14 protein-coding genes and 1 tRNA gene are annotated in these 18,998 nt (G+C 54.4%); 9 read left to right on the forward strand and 6 right to left on the reverse strand.

What is annotated here, in order from left to right; all coding sequences use genetic code 11:
• Positions 1-2: 2 nt before the first annotated feature.
• The 4 genes from FY528_RS06125 to asnB all read right to left on the reverse strand — a co-directional run bounded on the left by FY528_RS06125 (position 3) and on the right by asnB (position 5,344).
• Positions 3-905, reverse strand: a complete 903-nt coding sequence (locus tag FY528_RS06125) for a hypothetical protein (RefSeq protein ID WP_149070105.1) — start codon at positions 903-905, stop codon at positions 3-5.
• Positions 906-1,019: 114 nt separating this feature from the next.
• Positions 1,020-1,976 carry a UDP-glucuronic acid decarboxylase family protein gene (locus FY528_RS06130; RefSeq protein ID WP_149070106.1) on the reverse strand — a complete coding sequence of 319 codons (957 nt, stop codon included), beginning with the start codon at positions 1,974-1,976 and terminating at the stop codon, positions 1,020-1,022.
• A 67-nt stretch (positions 1,977-2,043) separates the two neighbouring features.
• Positions 2,044-3,381 carry a UDP-glucose dehydrogenase family protein gene (locus FY528_RS06135; RefSeq protein ID WP_149070107.1) on the reverse strand — a complete coding sequence of 446 codons (1,338 nt, stop codon included), beginning with the start codon at positions 3,379-3,381 and terminating at the stop codon, positions 2,044-2,046.
• Between the two features lie 58 nt (positions 3,382-3,439).
• Positions 3,440-5,344 (reverse strand): asparagine synthase (glutamine-hydrolyzing), encoded by a 1,905-nt coding sequence (asnB, locus tag FY528_RS06140; RefSeq protein ID WP_149070108.1) that lies wholly within the window; start codon positions 5,342-5,344, stop codon positions 3,440-3,442.
• A 128-nt stretch (positions 5,345-5,472) separates the two neighbouring features.
• On the opposite strand from asnB, the gene FY528_RS06145 reads away from it, so the two are divergent.
• The gene (locus tag FY528_RS06145; protein ID WP_149070109.1) at positions 5,473-6,003 is read left to right on the forward strand and encodes an acyl-CoA-binding protein; all 531 of its coding nucleotides are present in this window, start codon (positions 5,473-5,475) and stop codon (positions 6,001-6,003) included.
• Between the two features lie 69 nt (positions 6,004-6,072).
• Here the strand turns inward: FY528_RS06145 and FY528_RS06150 are convergent, their stop codons facing one another.
• Both FY528_RS06150 and FY528_RS06155 read right to left on the reverse strand, forming a co-directional pair.
• Complete coding sequence (locus FY528_RS06150; protein WP_149070110.1) at positions 6,073-6,483, reverse strand: sugar 3,4-ketoisomerase; 411 nt, start codon at positions 6,481-6,483, stop codon at positions 6,073-6,075.
• Between the two features lie 16 nt (positions 6,484-6,499).
• Positions 6,500-7,912 (reverse strand): FAD-binding oxidoreductase, encoded by a 1,413-nt coding sequence (locus FY528_RS06155; protein ID WP_149070111.1) that lies wholly within the window; start codon positions 7,910-7,912, stop codon positions 6,500-6,502.
• Positions 7,913-8,033: 121 nt separating this feature from the next.
• Between FY528_RS06155 and FY528_RS06160 the strand changes: the two genes are divergently transcribed.
• From FY528_RS06160 to FY528_RS06195, 8 genes are all read left to right on the forward strand, one after another.
• Complete coding sequence (locus FY528_RS06160; RefSeq protein ID WP_262383924.1) at positions 8,034-8,600, forward strand: C40 family peptidase; 567 nt, start codon at positions 8,034-8,036, stop codon at positions 8,598-8,600.
• Between the two features lie 145 nt (positions 8,601-8,745).
• Positions 8,746-12,141, forward strand: coding sequence for a TonB-dependent receptor (locus tag FY528_RS06165; protein WP_149070112.1), 3,396 nt, complete (start codon positions 8,746-8,748; stop codon positions 12,139-12,141).
• A 141-nt stretch (positions 12,142-12,282) separates the two neighbouring features.
• A tRNA-Ala gene (locus tag FY528_RS06170) sits at positions 12,283-12,356 on the forward strand.
• 194 nt (positions 12,357-12,550) lie between these two features.
• On the forward strand, positions 12,551-13,741 hold the full coding sequence (locus FY528_RS06175) for a proline dehydrogenase family protein (protein WP_149070113.1): 1,191 nt from the start codon (positions 12,551-12,553) through the stop codon (positions 13,739-13,741).
• A 130-nt stretch (positions 13,742-13,871) separates the two neighbouring features.
• Positions 13,872-14,240, forward strand: a complete 369-nt coding sequence (locus FY528_RS06180; protein ID WP_149070114.1) for a hypothetical protein — start codon at positions 13,872-13,874, stop codon at positions 14,238-14,240.
• Between the two features lie 174 nt (positions 14,241-14,414).
• On the forward strand, positions 14,415-15,224 hold the full coding sequence (locus FY528_RS21800; protein WP_373281605.1) for a hypothetical protein: 810 nt from the start codon (positions 14,415-14,417) through the stop codon (positions 15,222-15,224).
• Positions 15,225-15,475: 251 nt separating this feature from the next.
• Positions 15,476-17,623 (forward strand): carboxy terminal-processing peptidase, encoded by a 2,148-nt coding sequence (locus FY528_RS06190; RefSeq protein ID WP_149070115.1) that lies wholly within the window; start codon positions 15,476-15,478, stop codon positions 17,621-17,623.
• 226 nt (positions 17,624-17,849) lie between these two features.
• Entirely contained in the window at positions 17,850-18,893 is a 1,044-nt protein-coding gene (locus tag FY528_RS06195) for a hypothetical protein (protein WP_232066274.1), read from the forward strand.
• The last annotated feature ends 105 nt before the right edge of the window (positions 18,894-18,998 follow it).

Genomic DNA, 18,998 nt, shown 5'->3' on the forward strand with positions numbered 1-18,998 from the left:
TTTTAAAACAATTGATGAACATATTTATTTAATGCATCATGCCTATCATATTGATGTATAACAGATGGAAAATATTCTCGATATTTTATACAATTATTATTAATGGAAATCAAATCAAAAGTTTCATGAGTTACAGTAAGCACTGTATCGCCATTGCTGTGTTCAATAACATTTTCAATTAATTTATTATGTATCATATAATTAAATATTGCGGTATCTGGGCCATAAATATTCATAGGACCTTTACTATTTAGCATATTAATTATATAATTATCAAGAAACTTCAGAGAATTTAAATAATCCATACGAATAGTTCCCACACAAAATATCGACTCTTTACCAATTTTATTGAGTTCATTTACACCAAATTCATCTCTAATCCAAGTGCTATTCCATGGACATTGGCTTATCGTAAGAAGTTCCTGCTCATTAAAAACATGAACTCCTTTTTCATATTTTTCAAAAATATTCTTTTGAAAAAAAACATCGCGTATGTCTGTAATAAAAATATCTTTGTATATATTTTTATAAAAAAATTCGTGATAAAATGCAAATCTGGCAATAACAACATGATAAATATAAATAAAAGACTTATAAAACAATGATTTGTTGTTATTAAATAAATACAATAAGATACGTTTTGTAAACGGTCGCAACAATTTAGAAGATAAAACTTTATTAATGCCTCTATCTATTAAATCTTTTTTGAATCTATCGTCATATACAATCTCAAGATCAATTATATTCAAATATTCTACAGGGATAATCATATTTTTATTACCGACTACAACAACCTTTCCACTGTATTTTAGCAATACTAATGAATCAATAAAATATTTTATTTTATCAAAATCATAACCATACGCTACACCAATAATTATATTCTTTTCATTATTTTCCATCATATTTTACTTTAGGCTTATTCCATGAAACTATGAGATGTATAAAAATGAGTATTGTCACTTACAGTGGCAAATACCAAACCATTTCTACACTTCATTACTCCGCTTTAACCTTGATTACATTTTGACGTGCTCTTTGAAGTATTCCAGCGTACGTTTCAGGCCCTCGGCGCGGTCTACCTTCGGTTCCCAGCCCAGGATTTCTTGGGCTTTGGTAATGTCGGGCCGGCGCTTCATGGGGTCGTTCTCGGGGAGCGGCCGGAAGTCGGGCTTGAACTCCACGCCCGTCAGGCGGGCTATTTCCTCGCCAAACTCCTTAATCGTGATTTCGGCGGGGTTGCCGATGTTCACGGGCAGGTGGTAGTCGCTCAGGAGCAGGCGGTAAATGCCTTCTACCAAGTCATCCACGTAGCAGAAGGAGCGGGTTTGCGAACCATCCCCAAATACGGTGAGGGCCTCACCCCGCAGCGCCTGGCTCAGGAATGCTGGCAATACGCGGCCGTCGTCGAGGCGCATACGCGGGCCGTAGGTGTTGAAGATGCGGATGATGCGCGTCTCCAGCCCATGGTGGTTGTGGTAAGCCATGGTAATGGCTTCCTGGAAACGCTTAGCCTCGTCGTAGCAGCCGCGGGGGCCTACGGGGTTTACGTTGCCGTAGTACTCCTCTACCTGGGGGTGCACTTCCGGGTCACCGTAGACTTCCGAAGTGCTGGCAATCAGCACGCGGGCACCTTTCACGCGGGCCAGGCCCAGCAGGTTGTGCGTACCCAGGGAGCCTACCTTCAGGGTCTGGATCGGAATCTTGAGGTAGTCGATGGGTGAAGCTGGCGAGGCAAAGTGCAGGATGTAGTCCAGCTTGCCGGGCACGAACACGAACTTCGACACATCGTGGTGATGAAACTCGAAGTCTTCTTTGCCGAACAGGTGCTCAATGTTAGCCAGGTTCCCCGTCACCAGGTTGTCCATGGCAATAACGTGGTAGCCTTCGGCCAGGAACCGGTCACACAGGTGCGAGCCCAGGAAGCCGGCGCCGCCGGTAATCAGAATACGTTTCTTGTCGGAGCTATTAGCCATAAGCTGTTCGCTGTTAGTGGTGAAGTGAAAAGCGCCGCTGGCCGATTAGCTGGCCAGTAGCGGACAACTAAGCCGGTTCCTGATGGTGCGTACGAATGCCGATGCAGTGGTAAGCAAAACCAGCCTGCTCCATTTCCGCCGCATCGTAGATGTTGCGGCCGTCGAACACCACCTTGCCTTTCATCAAGCGGGCTACTACGTCGAAGTTAGGCGCGCGGAACTCGGGCCATTCCGTGACCACCAACAGGGCATCGGCGTCGATAACGGCGTCGTACTGGTCTTTGGCGTAGGTGATGGTGTCGTGCAGGGTGTGCTTGGCTTCGGGCATGGCCACCGGGTCGTAGGCCGATACGGTGCAGCCCTCGGCCAGTAGCTTCTCAATGATGACCAGCGAAGGAGCCTCGCGCATGTCATCGGTCTTGGGCTTGAAGGATAGACCCCACAGGGCCAGCTTCTTGCCTTTCAGGTCGCCGCCGAAATGCTTCTTCACTTTGTTGAAGAGCACTTCTTTCTGGTTATCGTTTACGCTTTCCACGGCTTTCAGCACCTGCATCTCGTAACCATTTTCGGAGGCCGTTTTGATGAGGGCTTTCACGTCTTTCGGGAAGCAGGAGCCGCCGTAGCCAATGCCAGGGTAGATGAACTTGGTACCGATGCGGGCGTCGGAGCCGATGCCTTTGCGCACCATGTTTACGTCGGCGCCCATGATTTCGCAGAGGTTGGCAATGTCGTTCATGAACGAAATTTTGGTGGCCAGCATGGAGTTGGCCGCGTATTTCGTCATCTCCGCCGAGGGGATGTCCATGAAGATGATGGGGTGCCCGTTGAGCAGGAAGGGCTTGTAGAGCTTGCGCATCACGTCTTCGGCCCGCTCCGAGGAAATACCCACCACAATGCGGTCCGGCTTCAGGAAGTCGTCGATAGCGGCACCTTCTTTCAGGAACTCTGGGTTGGAAGCTACGTCGAAGTCAATCTGAACGCCCCGCTTCTCGAGGGCTTTTTCGATTTCGTTGCGCACTTTGGCAGCCGTGCCTACGGGAACGGTGCTCTTGGTCACAATCACGCCGTAGCTGTTCATATTTTCCCCGATTTCCCGGGCTACGGCCAGCACGTACTTCAGGTCCGCGGAGCCATCCTCACCGGGAGGTGTGCCCACCGCAATGAAGGCCACATCACAATCCTTGATAGCCTCGCCGAGCTTCGTGGAGAAGTGCAGGCGGCCCGCCTCGGTGTTGCGGGTTACCATTTCTTCCAGCCCAGGCTCGTAAATCGGCAAAATACCTTTGTGCAGGTTGTCGATTTTCTTCTGGTCGATGTCGATACAAGTCACGTCGATGCCTACTTCGGCAAAGCACGTTCCGGTAACCAACCCTACATACCCGGTACCTACTACTGCTATTTTCATACTGGCTTGAGAAAGGTCAAAAAAGCTGTGCTTATGATTTTATTACTTGGTTAGATGCCTACATCATCCACTTTTTCCACCACCACTGGAACACGATGAGGGCCCAGATACGGGCATGCACGTCGCCGGGGCTGCGGGAGAAAAGCTGGGTTTTCAGGGCCCGAATGGCCTCCACATCGAATACGCCCTGCGCTTCCACAAAAGCATCGGAGAGCAGGTCGTCTTCGATTAAAGGGCGAAGCTCGCCGCGGAACCACTTCAGCAAGGGAACTTCAAACCCGTGCTTGGGCCGCTTGTATAGCTCTTCCGGCAGCATGGGCCGGAAAGCGTCCTGCACGATTTTCTTTTTCATGTTCGCGTCAATCTTGCTTGACACGGGCAAGGAAAAAGCAAAGCGCACCACGTTGGGGTCGAGGAAGGGCGGGCGTACCTCCAGGGAGTTGGCCATGCTCATCAGGTCTACCTTGGCTAGCATGTCGTAGGGCAGCACCATGGTGGTGTCCGTCAGCAGCACCTCGTTCAGGTCGCCATCGGCGTGCAGGCCTTCGAGCAAGTCCCGCCGGCGCTTCTCGGCCAGCTTCTTCCCGATTTTGCGGCGGGAGGCGGCGCTCAGCAAGCTGCGCGCGTCCTTGGCCGAGGCAAACGAGGCCCAGTCCCAGTACCGGTCTTTCGGCCCGCTGAGCATGCCGCGCGAAAAGCGCTGAAACTGGCGGATCTTATTGCCGAAAAAGGAGTTGCGCGACTTGGGCAGCACGTCCCAGAGCAGGTTCAGGCCCGTTACGGCCTCGGCCTTGAAGCCGCCCTGCCGCACCTGAAACTCGCCCATGTGCTTGTTATAGCCGGCAAACAGCTCGTCGGCCCCATCACCAGAAAGCGCTACGGTCACTTTTTCCCGGGTGCGCTTGCTCAGAATGTACACGGCCAAGGCCGAGGAGTCAGCAAACGGCTCATCGATGTAGTTGAGTACATCGAAGATGTGGTCGTACAAATCTTGGTTGGTGAGTGAGAAAACCGTGTGGTTGGTTTTGTACCGGTCGGCTACCAGCTTGGCGTACTTCGTTTCGTCGAAGAACGGCTCGTCGCGGTAGCCAATGCTGAAGGTGTTCAGGTGTTGGGTGTGCCGGGAGGCCAGGGCCACAATCACCGAGGAGTCGATGCCCCCGCTCAGGAAAGCGCCCAGGGGCACGTCGGCCACGAGGCGGCGGGCCGTGGCGTCGTCGAGCAGGTCAACCAGCTTGGCCTGCTGCTGCTCGTAACTCAGCTTGTTGCGTTCGGCCTTTTTGGGGTCGTAGGGAATCTTGTACCAGCGCTTGCGCACCACCTTCTTGCCCTTCACATACATGTAGTGGCCCGGCAGCAGCTTTTTCACCCCTTTGAAGATGGTAGCCGGACCGGGAATGTAGTTGAGCTGCAGGTAGTGGTTAAGCGACACGTAGTCGAGCTTGCGCGGAATGCCCAGCGCCAGCAGTGACTTCATTTCCGAAGCAAACAGCAGCTTGTCTTCGTCGCGGTAGATCAGCAGGGGTTTCTCCCCCATCCGGTCGCGGGCCAGAAACAAAGAGTCTTCTTCTTTGTCGTAGATGGCAAAGTCGAAAAAGCCGTTGAGCTTCTTCAGAAAATTGCGGCCTTCGGCAATGTAGAGGTTCAGGACGACTTCCGTGTCCGTCTGGGAATGGAAGCGGTGCCCGCGCTGCACCAGCTTCTGGCGCAGCTCCTTGAAGTTGAAGATTTCGCCGTTGAAGACAATGGTATAGCGCCCCGATTCGTCGGTCATGGGCTGGTTGCCGTCGGCGGTCAGGTCAAGAATGGCCAGGCGACGAAAGCCCAGCCCACAGCCTTCAAACGCGAAATGCCCCTGCGAATCGGGGCCACGGCTGACGATGGCGTCGGTAGAAGCACGAAGGGAGGCCAGCGAGCTGCGACCTGCCTCCGTGAAAGCGAATACTCCGGAGATTCCACACATAATTGGCGGGCAAAAGTACGAACTATTGGGACTTGGATGCCGAAAAGTACAGAACGGCGCTGCAACAAAAGCCAGCCGGGCGCAGTAAAGCAAGCAATCAACTTCCCTCACCCCGTTTTTTTAGCGCCATGGATTTGCAACAGCAGCTCGACCTTCAGCAACAATTTGAAGCCGCCGTATCGCGCGTAGACAGCCTGCCCAGTGATAAGGCAGGCCCCAACATGCACGAGCTGTATGGCCTCTACAAACAAGCTACCGAAGGTGACCACGACACCAAACGCGACGAGGTAGGCGACGATACTCCCGACAACCCCAATGGCCCCAAAGGTCTTTCGCAGGCCCAGTGGGATGCCTGGAGCAAGTTCAAGGGTGTAAGCCAAGACGACGCCCGCCGCCAGTACGTAGAAAAGGTAAATGAGTTGGCCGGCCCCGTTGGCGAGCAACCCACTATCATCACCGGCAACGGCCAGCCCGCTACCGCCTCGCAGGTAAACTCTGGTACTGGTGCCCCGGCACCCAGTGCGAATGAGGCCGCGGCCCCGGGGGTAGCCAAAGCCCCCTTTGAAAATGAAGGCGGAGTTTCCATGGGCGGCCTGCGCGGCGACATCAACGCGGGGGCTCCGTACGGGGGCGAAGACTTGCTTAAAACTCAGCAATAAGCTTCCAGGTACTCAAAAAAAGCCCGGCTGTTTAAAACGGCCGGGCTTTTTTGCTGTAGTTACTCTTTCTTAAGCAGGGGCTTGCCAAACTTTCCGGAACGTGGCATAGTCCCGGATATAATCGGCTTCACTGTAGAGCTCCGAGGCAAACGTTAGTTGGATGGCCGTTTCGGAGTAGTGCATGGAGTGCCAGTTGTTGGGCGGAATGTACAGGCCCACGTGCGGACTGTCCAGCCGGAAGCTTAGCAATTCTCCACCAGGCCGCTCAATTACAACCACAATCCGGCCCGCCAGCGCCACCAGTACCTGCTCGGTTTTGTAGTGGGCGTGGCGGCCACGCACAATTTCCTCGGGCGTGTGATACGTCCAGAATACCCGCTTGGGCACAAACGGCAGCAGATGCCCCTCTTCCGCCACCGAGATGTAGCCGATATCCGGAGCGCCCAGCTTGGGAAACTCAATAAGATGGGGTGTTAGCATCCGACCCGCCACGGGCTTAAAATATCTTCCCGGGGTTCATGATGCCGTGCGGGTCGAACACCCGCTTGATACCCCGCATGAGGTCCAGTTGCACCTCCCCAATGGCAATACCAATGTAGGGGCGCTGCACCAGCCCGATGCCGTGCTCCCCGGAGATGGTACCACCCAGCTTTACGCACAGCCGGAAGATTTCCTTGATGGGTTCCCGCAGGCCGTGGTTCCACATGTCGTCGTCCAGGTCGCCGCGGATGATGTTGATGTGCAGGTTACCGTCGCCGGCGTGGCCGTAGCAAACCGAGTTGAACCCGTAGCGGCTGCCAATTTCCTTCACGCCGGCCAGCAGCGTGGGCAATTCAGCCCGGGGCACCACGGTGTCTTCCTCCTTATACACCGAGTTGTAGCGCACCGCGTTGCCGATGTTGCGGCGAATCTTCCAGAGCTCCTCCTTTTGCCCGGCCGTGTCGGCCAGCAGAATTTCGCCGATGTCGTACTTCTCCAGCACGCTGTATACCTGCTCAGCCTCCTGGTAGAGTCGCTCCAGGTCGTTGCCGTCCAGCTCAATCAGCAGGTGGGCGCGAATATCCTCGGGCAGGTTCAGGGGAATGTTCAGGTAGCCCGCCGACCACACAATGGCTTCGCGCTCCATAAACTCCATGCCCGAGGGCACGATGCCGGCGCGGAAGATTTCGGAAACGGCTTCGGCGGCCTGCGCCTCCTGGCGAAACGGCACCAGCAGGGTAATATCCTGCTGGGGGTGCGGAATCAGCCGGAACACAATGCGCGTGATAATGCCCAGCGTCCCCTCCGAGCCAATCATCAGCTGGGTGAGGTTATAGCCCGTGGCATTCTTCAGCGTGTTGGCTCCCGTCCAGATGATGTCCCCGGTAGGCAGCACTACCTGCATATTCAGCACGTAATCCTTGGTCACGCCGTATTTCACCGCTTTAGGCCCCCCGCTGCTTTCGCTCAGGTTGCCGCCCAGAAAGCAGCTACCCTTGCTGGCCGGGTCGGGCGGGTACATAAGTCCCCGCTCCCGCACGGCGTCCTGAAACACCTGCGTAATTACCCCGGGCTCTACAGTGGCCTGTAGGTTGCGCTCGTCGATTTCGATGATGCGGTTCAGCCGTTCGGTGCTCAGAACCACGCCATTGTGGATGGGCAGCGCTCCGCCGCTCAGGCCCGTTCCGGCCCCACGGGGTGTTACCGGAATGCGGTGCTCATGGCAAAGGCGCACAATTTCACTGATCTGCTCGGCGTTTTCGGGCCGGAGCACCACGCTGGGCTCGAAGTGAAAATCCTCCGTATGGTCGCGACCATAATCGGCGTAAGCAGCGGCCTCGGTGCGCTGCGCGGTCAGTACGTGGGCCTCGCCTACTACCTGCTCAAAGGCTACCAGTAGGGCGGGCGTGATGGAAGAAAACTCAGACATTTTCCGGTTACGAATGAAGTCGCGTATCTTTGTGCCGATGCGGCACCACTCTGCTAAAGTACAGGTTTCGACCTATAGCCTCCGCTGGCTTTTCATTTTAGCGTGCATTTTTTTGGTGCTAGTGGCCAGTTGCAATACCACGCGCAAAGTAAATTACCGGGACGGGCGCTACCACTCCGCCCGCGAAATGGCGCGCATCAAAGCGGCTGAGCGCAGCCGCAAAGCCAAGACCGTTTCCCGCACTCCAGCGGGGCGCAGCAAAGTAGTGGTAAAGCGCCCCAGCAGCCCGGCCAGCGTTAGCCGCAGCCTGGCCACGGTTATTGAAACGGCCCGCTCCTACCAGGGCACACCTTATAAGTACGGGGGTACTACCCGCCTGGGCATGGACTGTTCGGGTCTGCTCTGCGCATCCTTCAACGCCATCGAAGTTCAGATTCCCCGCTCCTCCAACGAACAGGCCCTGTGGGGTGACCCGGTGCGGCCCCAGGATTTGCGCGCCGGGGATTTGGTATTTTTTGGGGCTTCTCCCGGTAGCACCACCATTACCCACGTGGGATTAGTCACGGAGGCCTCGCCCGAAAGTGTTCAGTTCATTCATTCTTCTTCCTCACAGGGCGTGGTCGAAAGCAGCTTAGAATCCGACTATTATCTCAGTCGGTTTATCAAAGCCGTGCGCCCTAAAATCTAAATTCCCCCTTACCTTTGCCGCTCGACAGACGCGGTATTAAGGCCGGTTTAATGGTAATGATTTGGTAACTCCCGCTACGACCTCTCCCCGTAGTTTTGCCCCCGTTTTTTCAGAGTACCCTTTTCTTCCACCAATTTTCCCCTTTATGAAAAATTTAGGTTTACGCCACCTCTTTCTACTGCTGCTGACGGTCCTGTCAGCGCACGTGGGTTGGAGCCAGGGCACGACCACAGCGGCCATGAACGGTATTATTACCGACAAGGCCGGCTCGGGTTTGCCAGGTGCTACGGTTATTGCCGTGCACACGCCAACCAACACTCAGTACGTGGCTCCGACCAACTCGGAAGGCCGCTTTAACATCCAGAACATGCGGGTGGGTGGCCCCTACACGGTACGGGTAACGTTTATTGGGTACCAAGAAGCGGTGCGTGAAGGTCTATTCCTCACGCTAGGCCAGAACTTGCGCCTGGACATCAATTTGAGCGAAACAACCCAGCAGTTAGCCGGCGTAACTGTACAGGGCCGCCGCGACCCGGTTATCAATTCTGACCGGACGGGCGCAGCCACGAACGTGCAGCGCGAGCAGATTGAGCGCCTGCCTACCTTGAGCCGTTCGTTTGACGACTTCACCCGTCTGACCCCGCAAGCCAACCGTGGGGGCTTGAGCGTAGGTGGCCGGGCTGGCCAAACCAACAACGTGACCATTGACGGGGCGCTGTTCAACAACTCATTTGGCTTGTCGTCGACGATTGGTGGCCAAGCCAACTCCCAGCCCATTTCGTTGGACGCCATTGAAGAAATTCAAGTGAACCTGGCTCCTTACGACGTGCGCCAAGGGGCCTTCACCGGTGCCGGCATCAACGCCGTGACTCGCTCGGGCACGAACAAGTTCTCGGGTTCGGCCTACGCCTTCCGCCGCAACGAAAATTTGGTGGCTGGCCGGGTAGGTGAACTGGAGCAGAAGTTTCCCGACTTCAGCCTCTGGCAGGTAGGCGCCCGCCTGGGTGGTCCTATCATCAAAGACAAGGTGTTTTTCTTTGTGAGTGCCGAAGCTGAACGCCGCGACGACCCAGGCAGCATCTTCATTGCCAACCGTCCCGGCACAACGCCTGCTCCTGGCCCCGGCTCCAGCACTTCCCAAGCCAGTGCTGCCCAGCTAGAGCAGTTGGGCTCATTCCTGAGCCAGCGCTACAACTACAACGCCGGGCCGTTTGAAAACTACCGTCTTGACACGTACAGCGACAAGATTTCGGCAAAGCTGGACTGGAACATCAATTCCAAGAACACCTTTAACATAAAGTACACATACCTGAAGTCGTACCGTGACGTGCCGCCCAGCACCTCGGGGGCACCTGCCAACGGCCGCGGGCCCACAAACACCAACCTGCCCTTCTTTGCGGCTTATTACCGCATCAATAACAACCTGAGCTCCTACATTGCGGAGCTGAACACGCAGATTTCCTCGCGCCTGTCGAACAGCTTCCAGGTGGGTACGGTCCGCATGCGCGACTCGCGTGAAAGCTCGGGTGGTATCTTCCCGCTGGTGGATATCGAGAACGGCTCGGGTCAGTCCTTCACCTCCTTCGGCTACGAGCCTTTCACAGCCAACAATATTCTGGATACGGATACTTACCAGTTATCGGACAACCTGACGCTGTCGGCCGGTAAGCACGTGTTCACGCTGGGTACCTATAACGAAGCTTACAAGTTCCGTAACGGCTTTGCCCCTAACTATTACGGCCGCTACCGTTTTGCCTCGTTGACAGACTTCTACGCCGCCGCTGGTTTTGACTACGACGCCGCTACCGGCGGCCTCACGCCGCGCGTTGGCGGGGCTGACAACACCCGCATCAGCGACTACGAAGTACGTTACTCATCCTTGGCCAACGGGGAGTTCCCCTTTGCTGATATCCGGGCTGTGCAGCTAGGTTTCTTTGCACAGGATGAATACACAATCCGTCCGAACTTAAAAGTGACTGGTGGCCTCCGTGTGGATATTCCGATCATCAACACCGAAATTGACCGCAACGAGCAAGCCGCCAGCTTCACGTTCCGGAACGGGGAACAGATCGAAACCGATAAGGTGCAAAAAACTCGTCCTCTGTGGTCGCCTCGCGTGGGCTTTAACTGGGACGTGAACGACGACCAGAAAACCCAGGTACGTGGTGGTACGGGCATATTCACGGGCCGTGTACCATATGTCTATATCTCCAACCAGGCCTCCAACAATGGGGTGCAGTTTGGCACGTACCGCGGCACTACGGTGCCCGGTAACAACAACGACACCAATCCCAACAACAACACCCGTCCGGTTGTCTTTTCCTCCGACGTAGCAGCTAACCTGCCAGTAGAGCGCGCCGCTTCAGCCAACTACAACTTGGCTGTGACGGACCCAAACTTCCGCTTTCCTCAGGTGTGGCGCACTAACCTGGCAGTAGACCAGCGCCTGCCTGGTGATGTACTGTTGACCCTGGAAGGCATTTACACGAAGGACGTAAACGCGGTCTACCACGTGAATGCCAACCTACCTAACGGCCTCACTCGCGCTTCCGGCGCCGACAACCGGGAGTTATACCGCGACCCAGCTGCCCTGAACACGCGCGTGTTCCAGATCAACCGCAATATCTCAGACGCCATCATCATGAAGAATACTAACGAAGGGTATTCATATACGTTGACGGCTCAATTGCAGAAAACCTTTGACAACGGCTTGGCTGCCTCGCTGGCGTATAACTACGCTGATGCCAAATCGGTAAACGATGGTGGCTCTATTGCCAACTCTATCTGGCGTGACCGGCAGGTGTCAGGCGACCCGAACGCCGACGTGACCAGCTATACTAACTTCCTGCAGACCCATCGGGTGGTCGGTTCGCTTACCTACCGCAAGGAGTACATCAACCACTTGGCTACGGCCGTGTCGCTTTTCTTCGACGGAGGTCCCACTGGCCGCTACTCTTATACCTACAATGGCGACCTGAACGGGGACAACAACTTGAACAACGACCTGATTTATATACCACGCAACCAGAGCGAGATCTTACTGCGTGACATTTCGTTCTTTGCTAATACGCCCCAGGCCTACACTTACACTGCCGCCCAGCAATGGGCAGACCTGAACGCATATATTGATCAGGACAAGTACTTAAGCAAGCGCCGGGGTGAGTATGCCGAGCGTAATGGCGGTGTGGCTCCTTGGGTTAATTTCCTCGATGCCCGCCTACTCCAAGATGTGTTCACTAACATCGGCGATACGAAAAACACTTTGCAGTTCAGCTTAGATATTTTCAATGTAGGCAACCTGTTGAACAAGAACTGGGGTGTAATTGAAACGCCGAACCGTAGTGGCCTGATTACGTTCTCGGACTTTGATCAAGCTACAGGCCGCCCACGCTTCACGGTTCCCTACCTGAACAATCCAATCCGTAACGCTACAACCGGTGAGGTTACTTCAGCCACGGCATTGTCGGAAACTAACCGCAACGTTACCACGGATGCTTCACGCTGGCGCATTCAGTTGGGCTTGCGCTACATCTTCAACTAAGCCAGCGGTTTAGTTCTTTTCAGAGAAGGCGGGAAATATTTCCCGCCTTCTTTTTTTGAAAAAAATACGCCTGTAGCTTGCAGGTTCAGATTTCGGCTGTACTTTTGTCCCACCAAACGCAACCGGCGGCTGGACTTATTCGGGGGATTAGCTCAGCTGGCTAGAGCGCTTGCATGGCATGCAAGAGGTCATCGGTTCGACTCCGATATTCTCCACTTCTAAAAAGACCACTCCTGAACGAGTGGTCTTTTTTTGTTTTAAACGCGACCGTAGGATAAGCGAAACCCGTGCAAGGCGGGGCAAACATGCGCCGGTGCACTTGGTTATTCAAGCCAACGAGAATGGTTTAGCGCCTATCTTTGTTGCCAGCAGCGTAGACCACCCGCCCTCGCTTAATTCCACTTCCTGCATGCCCACCACGCAAGCCCCTCCGGTTTCCTTCGACGACACGGCTGTTGCCTTTGCCTCTAAATCAGATGGTGACCTGCGCAAGATGTACGCCCTCTTCGCGGCCATGAATAACAACATGCTGGTGAAAACCGGCGGGGGGCTGATGAAAACCGCTCTTAAATGGAGCCTGCCCGGTAGCAAGTTCTTAATCAAGCATTCCATTTTTGAGCAGTTTTGCGGTGGCGAAACCATCCGGGAATGCCTGCCCGTCATTCAGGAACTTGGCCGTTACCACATCGGCACCATCCTCGACTACTCAGTAGAGGGCGAGGGGGACGAGAAAAGCTTCGACCGGACCCGGGACGAGATTCTGGCCACCATTGAGCTGGCCCACCGCTCCGAGCATATTCCTTTCTCCGTTTTTAAAGTTACGGGCGTAGCCGACAGCAGTCTGCTGGAAAAAGTGCAGGCCGGCCAGACGCTCACGGCCAGCGAGAAAGCCCGATACGAGCGGGCGCAGGCCCGCGTTGACGCTATTTGCGCCCAGGCCCACCGCTATGGGGTGCGGGTTTTTGTGGATGCGGAGGAAAGCTGGTTCCAGGCCACTATAGATGACCTGGCATATACTATGATGGCTCGTTATAATAAAGAGTCGGCCATTGTGTGGAATACCTACCAGCTGTACCGACACGACCGGCTGGAAGCCATTCGGCAGGCCCACGCCGCTGCCGTTGCGGGTGGTTACTTTCTGGGTGGCAAGCTGGTGCGGGGAGCCTATATGGAAAAGGAAGCCCGCGTAGCAACTCAGCGCGGCTATGCCAACCCCATTAATCCCACTAAAAACGCCACCGACGCCCTCTACGATGAGGCCCTCCGCTACTGCGTGCAGCACGCCGAGCGCATCAGCCTGTGCGCCGGCACGCACAACGAGGCCAGTTCTCTGCTGCTAACAAAATTAATGCAACAGCACGGCTTGCAGCCTGACGACCAGCGGGTATGGTTTGCCCAGCTGTATGGCATGAGCGACAACCTTACTTACAACTTGGCAAATGCCGGGTATAACACCGCCAAATATGTCCCCTATGGTCCCGTAGAGGCTGTAATGCCCTACCTGCTCCGGCGGGCCGACGAGAATACGGCCATTTCCGGGCAGAGCAGCCGCGAGTTCCTGCTAATTCAGAAGGAAATGACGCGTCGGAAGCAGAAGTAGACTGGATGGGGCCCCTGAAAATTTTCTAGCACTGAATTTGCCGCTGGAGTAGCTATTGGCTGCTACAGCGGCTTTTTTTTGTACTTTCCGCATCTGATTCCCTCCTTACTTCCCTTTTTCTCTTCATTGTATGACCGGCCGAGTTCGTAGCCACTTAATTAAGTTTGCCCGCACCCAAATAGGTACCACCAGTTATCTGAATTTGGTACAAGAAGCTGAACTGGGGTTCAATCTGGATATATCCCACGAAAAATCCCGTCTGAACGAGATATTAGCTGAAATTTCGGAAAGCGAATTTGCCGCGGGCCGTCCCTTGCTGAGCTGCTTGGTAAAGGTAAAAGGGTCAAAGGGCCAGGGCGACCAGTTCTTCAAGCTTTGTGAGCGGTTGGGTTTTGGCGAGTGGCGTATTCTCAAACAGGATGAACTGTTTCTGGTGAATCTGCGCCAGCAGTGCCGGGAATTTTGGCAGAACGATGCAAACTATCAAGCGTTTGCCTGATGAGTATAGTAGATAACATATATTGATATTCTAATATAATTTAGGCATTTTCTGATGTCAGGTGTAACCCCTTGTTGAGGTCGGCCGTTAAGTTACTCGAATCCCACGTTGAGATTCGCCAGCGCTTAGGTGCTGGTTCTCATCCCATTCAAGTACTCTTAACTCCCACTACCAATGAATACCAACGAATCAAACAACCCACAGAATACTGGTACCGGTTCAGGCGCTAACTATGGTTCCGGCTCGGCCGGCACCGGCTACGGCACGGGTGCAAATACAACTTCGAGCGGCAACATGGGTAACTCGTCCACGGGTTCCGGTGCTTCCGGCGATGATTATAGCGCTACCGCTAAAGGCGCTGCTGTAGCAGGCACTGCCGGTGCTGTAGTAGGCCGTGGCATTGACGCCGTACAGAACGCTACCGACGAAGCAGCACACGCTGTAACTGGCCAGCCTTATCAGAATACTTCGGGCCCTCGCGTACTGACGTCTACTTTCCGTGACCGTGACAGCGCTGAGCGTGCTTATAGCTCCCTTTCTTCGCGTGGTTACTCGAAAGACGACGTAAACCTGCTGATGTCCGACGATACTCGTAAGCGTCATTTCGGTGACAACACTCCCGATACCGACCTGGGTGATAAAGCCATGGAAGGTGCCGGTGTAGGCTCGGCCATTGGTGGAACTGCAGGTGCCGTAATTGGTGCTATTGCCGCCATCGGAACCTCGGTTGCTCTGCCCGGCCTGGGCTTGGTAATTGCTGGTCCTATTGCAGCAGCTTTGGCTGGTGCTGGTGCCGGCGGCCTCACGGGTGGCCTGGTAGGTGCACTGGTTGGCTCGGGTATCCCGGAAGAGCGTGCTGCTGAGTACGAGTCTGACATCAAGAATGGTGGTATCGTGATGGGCGTAAAACCCCGCAACGAAGAAGATGCTCGCTACTTTGAGAGCGAGTTCCGCCGCCACAACGGTGACCGTATCAACTATTAGTAGTTGAGCAACCTTCTAAAAACCGCCCCTCTTCTGCAGAGAAGAGGGGCGGTTTTTTTGTTGTCTCTTTCCGCAGCTCCACGCAACATCTACTGGCCCGCAGCGCCCTTATGCAGGTACGTGGGCACTTATTTCTAGGAGAAACACGTTTTAAGAACAACCGGACATGGCGGCAGACGCGTACCTTACAGACCGGCTTTTGCATACGCTTTTGCGTATATTTGTTTAGGACTCTTTTACCCCTCGGATTCATGTCTTCATTCCGATTGAAAATAGGTTTGTATGCCTTCTTGGTGACAGCAGTGTTTGTGCTGGCCTCATACAAATTGTACCACCGTGGTACCGATACGCGTAGTCCGCAAAAGGACGAGGTGTTGATCAAGGCTATGCTCCAAGGCCTGTCTCAGGCGCACTATCAGCCCGAAAAAGTAGACGATAACTTCTCTAAGCGGGTATTCGACTTATACCTGAAGCGCGTTGACTACAACAAGATGTTCTTGCTGCAGTCGGACGTAGCCCAGCTGCGCAAGTACCAGAACAGCATTGATGATCAGGTGAAAGCCGGGACGCACGAGTTTCTGGACCTGAGCACGAAGTTGATTGACCAGCGCACCAAAGAGGTGCAGGCCCTCTACCGCGACATTCTGTCGAAACCTTTTGACTTCGCTACGGAGGAATCGGTAGAAACGGATTCTGACAAGCTCTCCTTTCCTGCTGATAAGGCAGCGCAGCGCGAGCAGTGGCGCAAGTTCCTGAAGTACGAAACCATGCTGCGTATTTCGGAGATGATGGATGCGCAAAGCAAAGCTAGCGGTAAGAAGCCCGCTGGCTCCCCTCAGTCCAGTACTACTGCCGCCGCAGAACCGGTACGAACACCCGCCGAGATGGAGGCCGAGGCCCGCAAGCGGGTGCTTAAGAACTATAACGACAAGTTCAGCGACCTGCTGCAGAACGACGCCAACGACCGGCTGGCTCTCTACGCCAATACCATTGCCAACACCTACGACCCGCACACGGAGTACTTCGCTCCCCGCGACAAGGAAAACTTTGACTTGGCCATGACTGGCCGCTTTGAAGGCATTGGCGCCACGCTGAAGGAACAGGAAGGCCAGATCAAAGTAGATGATATTCTACCCGGCTCGGCCTCCTACCGTCAGGGTGAGCTTAAGAAGGGAGACGTGATTATGCGCGTAGCCCAGGGTGCCGACGAGCCGGTTTCGGTAGAGGGCTGGCGCTTGGACAAGGCCATTTCCCTGATCCGGGGCAAGAAAGGCACGGAAGTGCGCCTTACGGTGAAGAAGCCCGATGCTAGCATTAAGGTCATTCCTATCATCCGCGACGTGGTGATTCTGGAAGAAACCTACGCGCAGTCAGCCGTCATCAACGAGAATGGCAAGAAAATCGGCTACCTCCGTCTACCTACCTTCTATGCCGACTTCAACGACAACGGCGGCCGCAGCAGCGCCACCGATGTGCGTAAAGAGCTGGAAAAACTAAAAAAAGAAAACGTCGATGGCGTAGTGTTCGACCTGCGCTACAATGGTGGCGGTTCCTTACAGGATGCGGTAGAAATGGCCGGCCTCTTCATTGATAGTGGCCCGGTTGTGCAGGTTCGCTCCGGCCAGGGCGCCCCAACGGTGCTCAACGACCGTGACCCCCGCGTGCAATACAGTGGTCCGCTGGTGGTACTGGTGAATAAGTATAGCGCCTCAGCTTCGGAGATTCTGGCTGCCGCTATTCAGGACTATAAGCGTGGTGTGGTCATGGGCTCGGCCAGCACCTACGGCAAAGGCACCGTACAACGCATCTTCGATCTGGATGATGTGCTGGGTGACTTCAGCAGCCTTAAGCCGTTTGGCTCGCTCAAGCTCACAACGCAAAAGTTTTACCGCATCAATGGTGGTTCGACGCAGTTTAAAGGGGTAGTACCCGATATTATTCTACCCGATGCGCTAAGCTACCTCGACCAAGGCGAGAAGGAGCAGGAGTATGCCTTGAAGTGGGACGAAATTGGTCCAGCCCGTTATAAGACCTGGAACTCGCCATCCGTACCCTTCGATAAGATCAAGGCGCAAAGTCAGGCCCGTATTGCCGGCAGCGCCTCTTACAAGATGGTTTCGGAAATGGTACAGCGCATGCGCAAGCGGAAGGATGAAACCAACGTTTCCCTGAAGCTCTCTGCTTTCCGTACGGAGCAGGAAAAAGCCAAGCTGGAGTCGGACCGGTATGAGGAGATGAAGAAGACGGCCCCTACCCTCGCCATTGCGCCATTGGCTACCGATGTGCAGGCATTGGGCACTGATTCGGTGAAAGTGAACCGGGCTTCCCGCTTTACAAAAACGCTGAAAACGGATATTGACCTCCGGGAGGCAGTAGCCGTGGTGAAAGATCAGCTCTAAGCTGCTCACTTATTCGAAAGGCCCTCCGCAAGCTGTTGTGGAGGGCTTTTTTTGTCAATAGCCCTTTACCTATCACACTTAGCAAATAGATCTATATAAAGCAGCTATTTACAACGATGATAATTATCTTTAACTCTATAAATTTCAGGCACTTAATCCGGTAAAATAATTGCGAATATTTTTAGCAAACAAGCAACTGTTTTTTATCTTGTCATGTTAACAATGCATGACAGACAACATGGAAAACAACATCATTCCGCTTGTACTGACGGACGAGCAGAAACAAGCCGAGGAAACGTGGCGCAAATCCATTCCGGCCCAGGTTTTCCTTAACTACTTCTTCGCTATCAACTACCACATTCAGGAGGCTGATGATGCCTTGGGTGGGTTGCAGCATTTGCCTTTCTTTCGGGCGCATCAGGCCGAGCTAACGACGCAGGACGTGCAGGCAGTTACCCGTTTGCTACACGCTTGCTGGAGCACGGAGTATGCCTTGCGGGCCACGGCTGAGCTGGGTGACGAGGATTATTTGCGCAATGCCCTGCACTGGACATTTCCGCAGGCTTACCACGCCATTATGGCGGGCTTGCAGGCTTTCCTGTACACGGCGGGCGTCCGCAGCAACAACCCTTCGCTGATTCGGCGCGAGGTTGGCCGCCTAGTCGTGCGCAATGCCTATCCCCGCCCGATTTCCTTTTACGCTGCTGGCTCCTATGGCGACTTTAGCATCCACCGGCTGCCGCTGGCGGGCTACAAGCCTGGGCTGCACATTGCCGGTAAGGAAATCGAAGCTCAGGCCCAGATTGGCCAGTTCCTGCGCACCACCCGCAAGCTAAAAGCGCAGTGGACTCGCCAGCAGGTTCAGGCTAACGCCAACACGGCCATTCGCAGCCAAAAAACCGGCAAGCCGCTGGATAAGTGGACGGCCACGCATTGGCAGCAGATTACCTGGCGCCTCGGCTATACCACCATCTTCGATTTGCTGGGCCGCCTGCGCATCTCCCAGACCAGCCGTGAGATTGAGCGCTACGTGGAAGCGGAAATCGACTTTAAGCTTTTCCACCAGTCCCTGCTCAACATCGTGAGCTACCTCAACGGGCTGCACGAAAGCTACGTGGCCAAAGCCATGGGGCTGTCGCAGTATGAGCAGTTGATTGCCGAACTACCCAAGCACCTGCAAGGGTCCTTTGTAGTGGAACGCTTGCGCAAACAAGTGCAGCCGCTGCTGAGCGACTCTCAGCCCGAGGTCCAGATGGGCATTGCTGCCTAACGCTACTCAAAGCCTTACTGCATATACACGTAAACGCTGCTCCTTTGGGGCAGCGTTTTTTGTTTTTAGCTGAGCCAGGCCCAATTATCAAAACCCGCATAAAGC

Origin of the sequence: Hymenobacter lutimineralis (assembly GCF_008271285.1) — a bacterium.
GTDB lineage: Bacteria > Bacteroidota > Bacteroidia > Cytophagales > Hymenobacteraceae > Hymenobacter > Hymenobacter lutimineralis.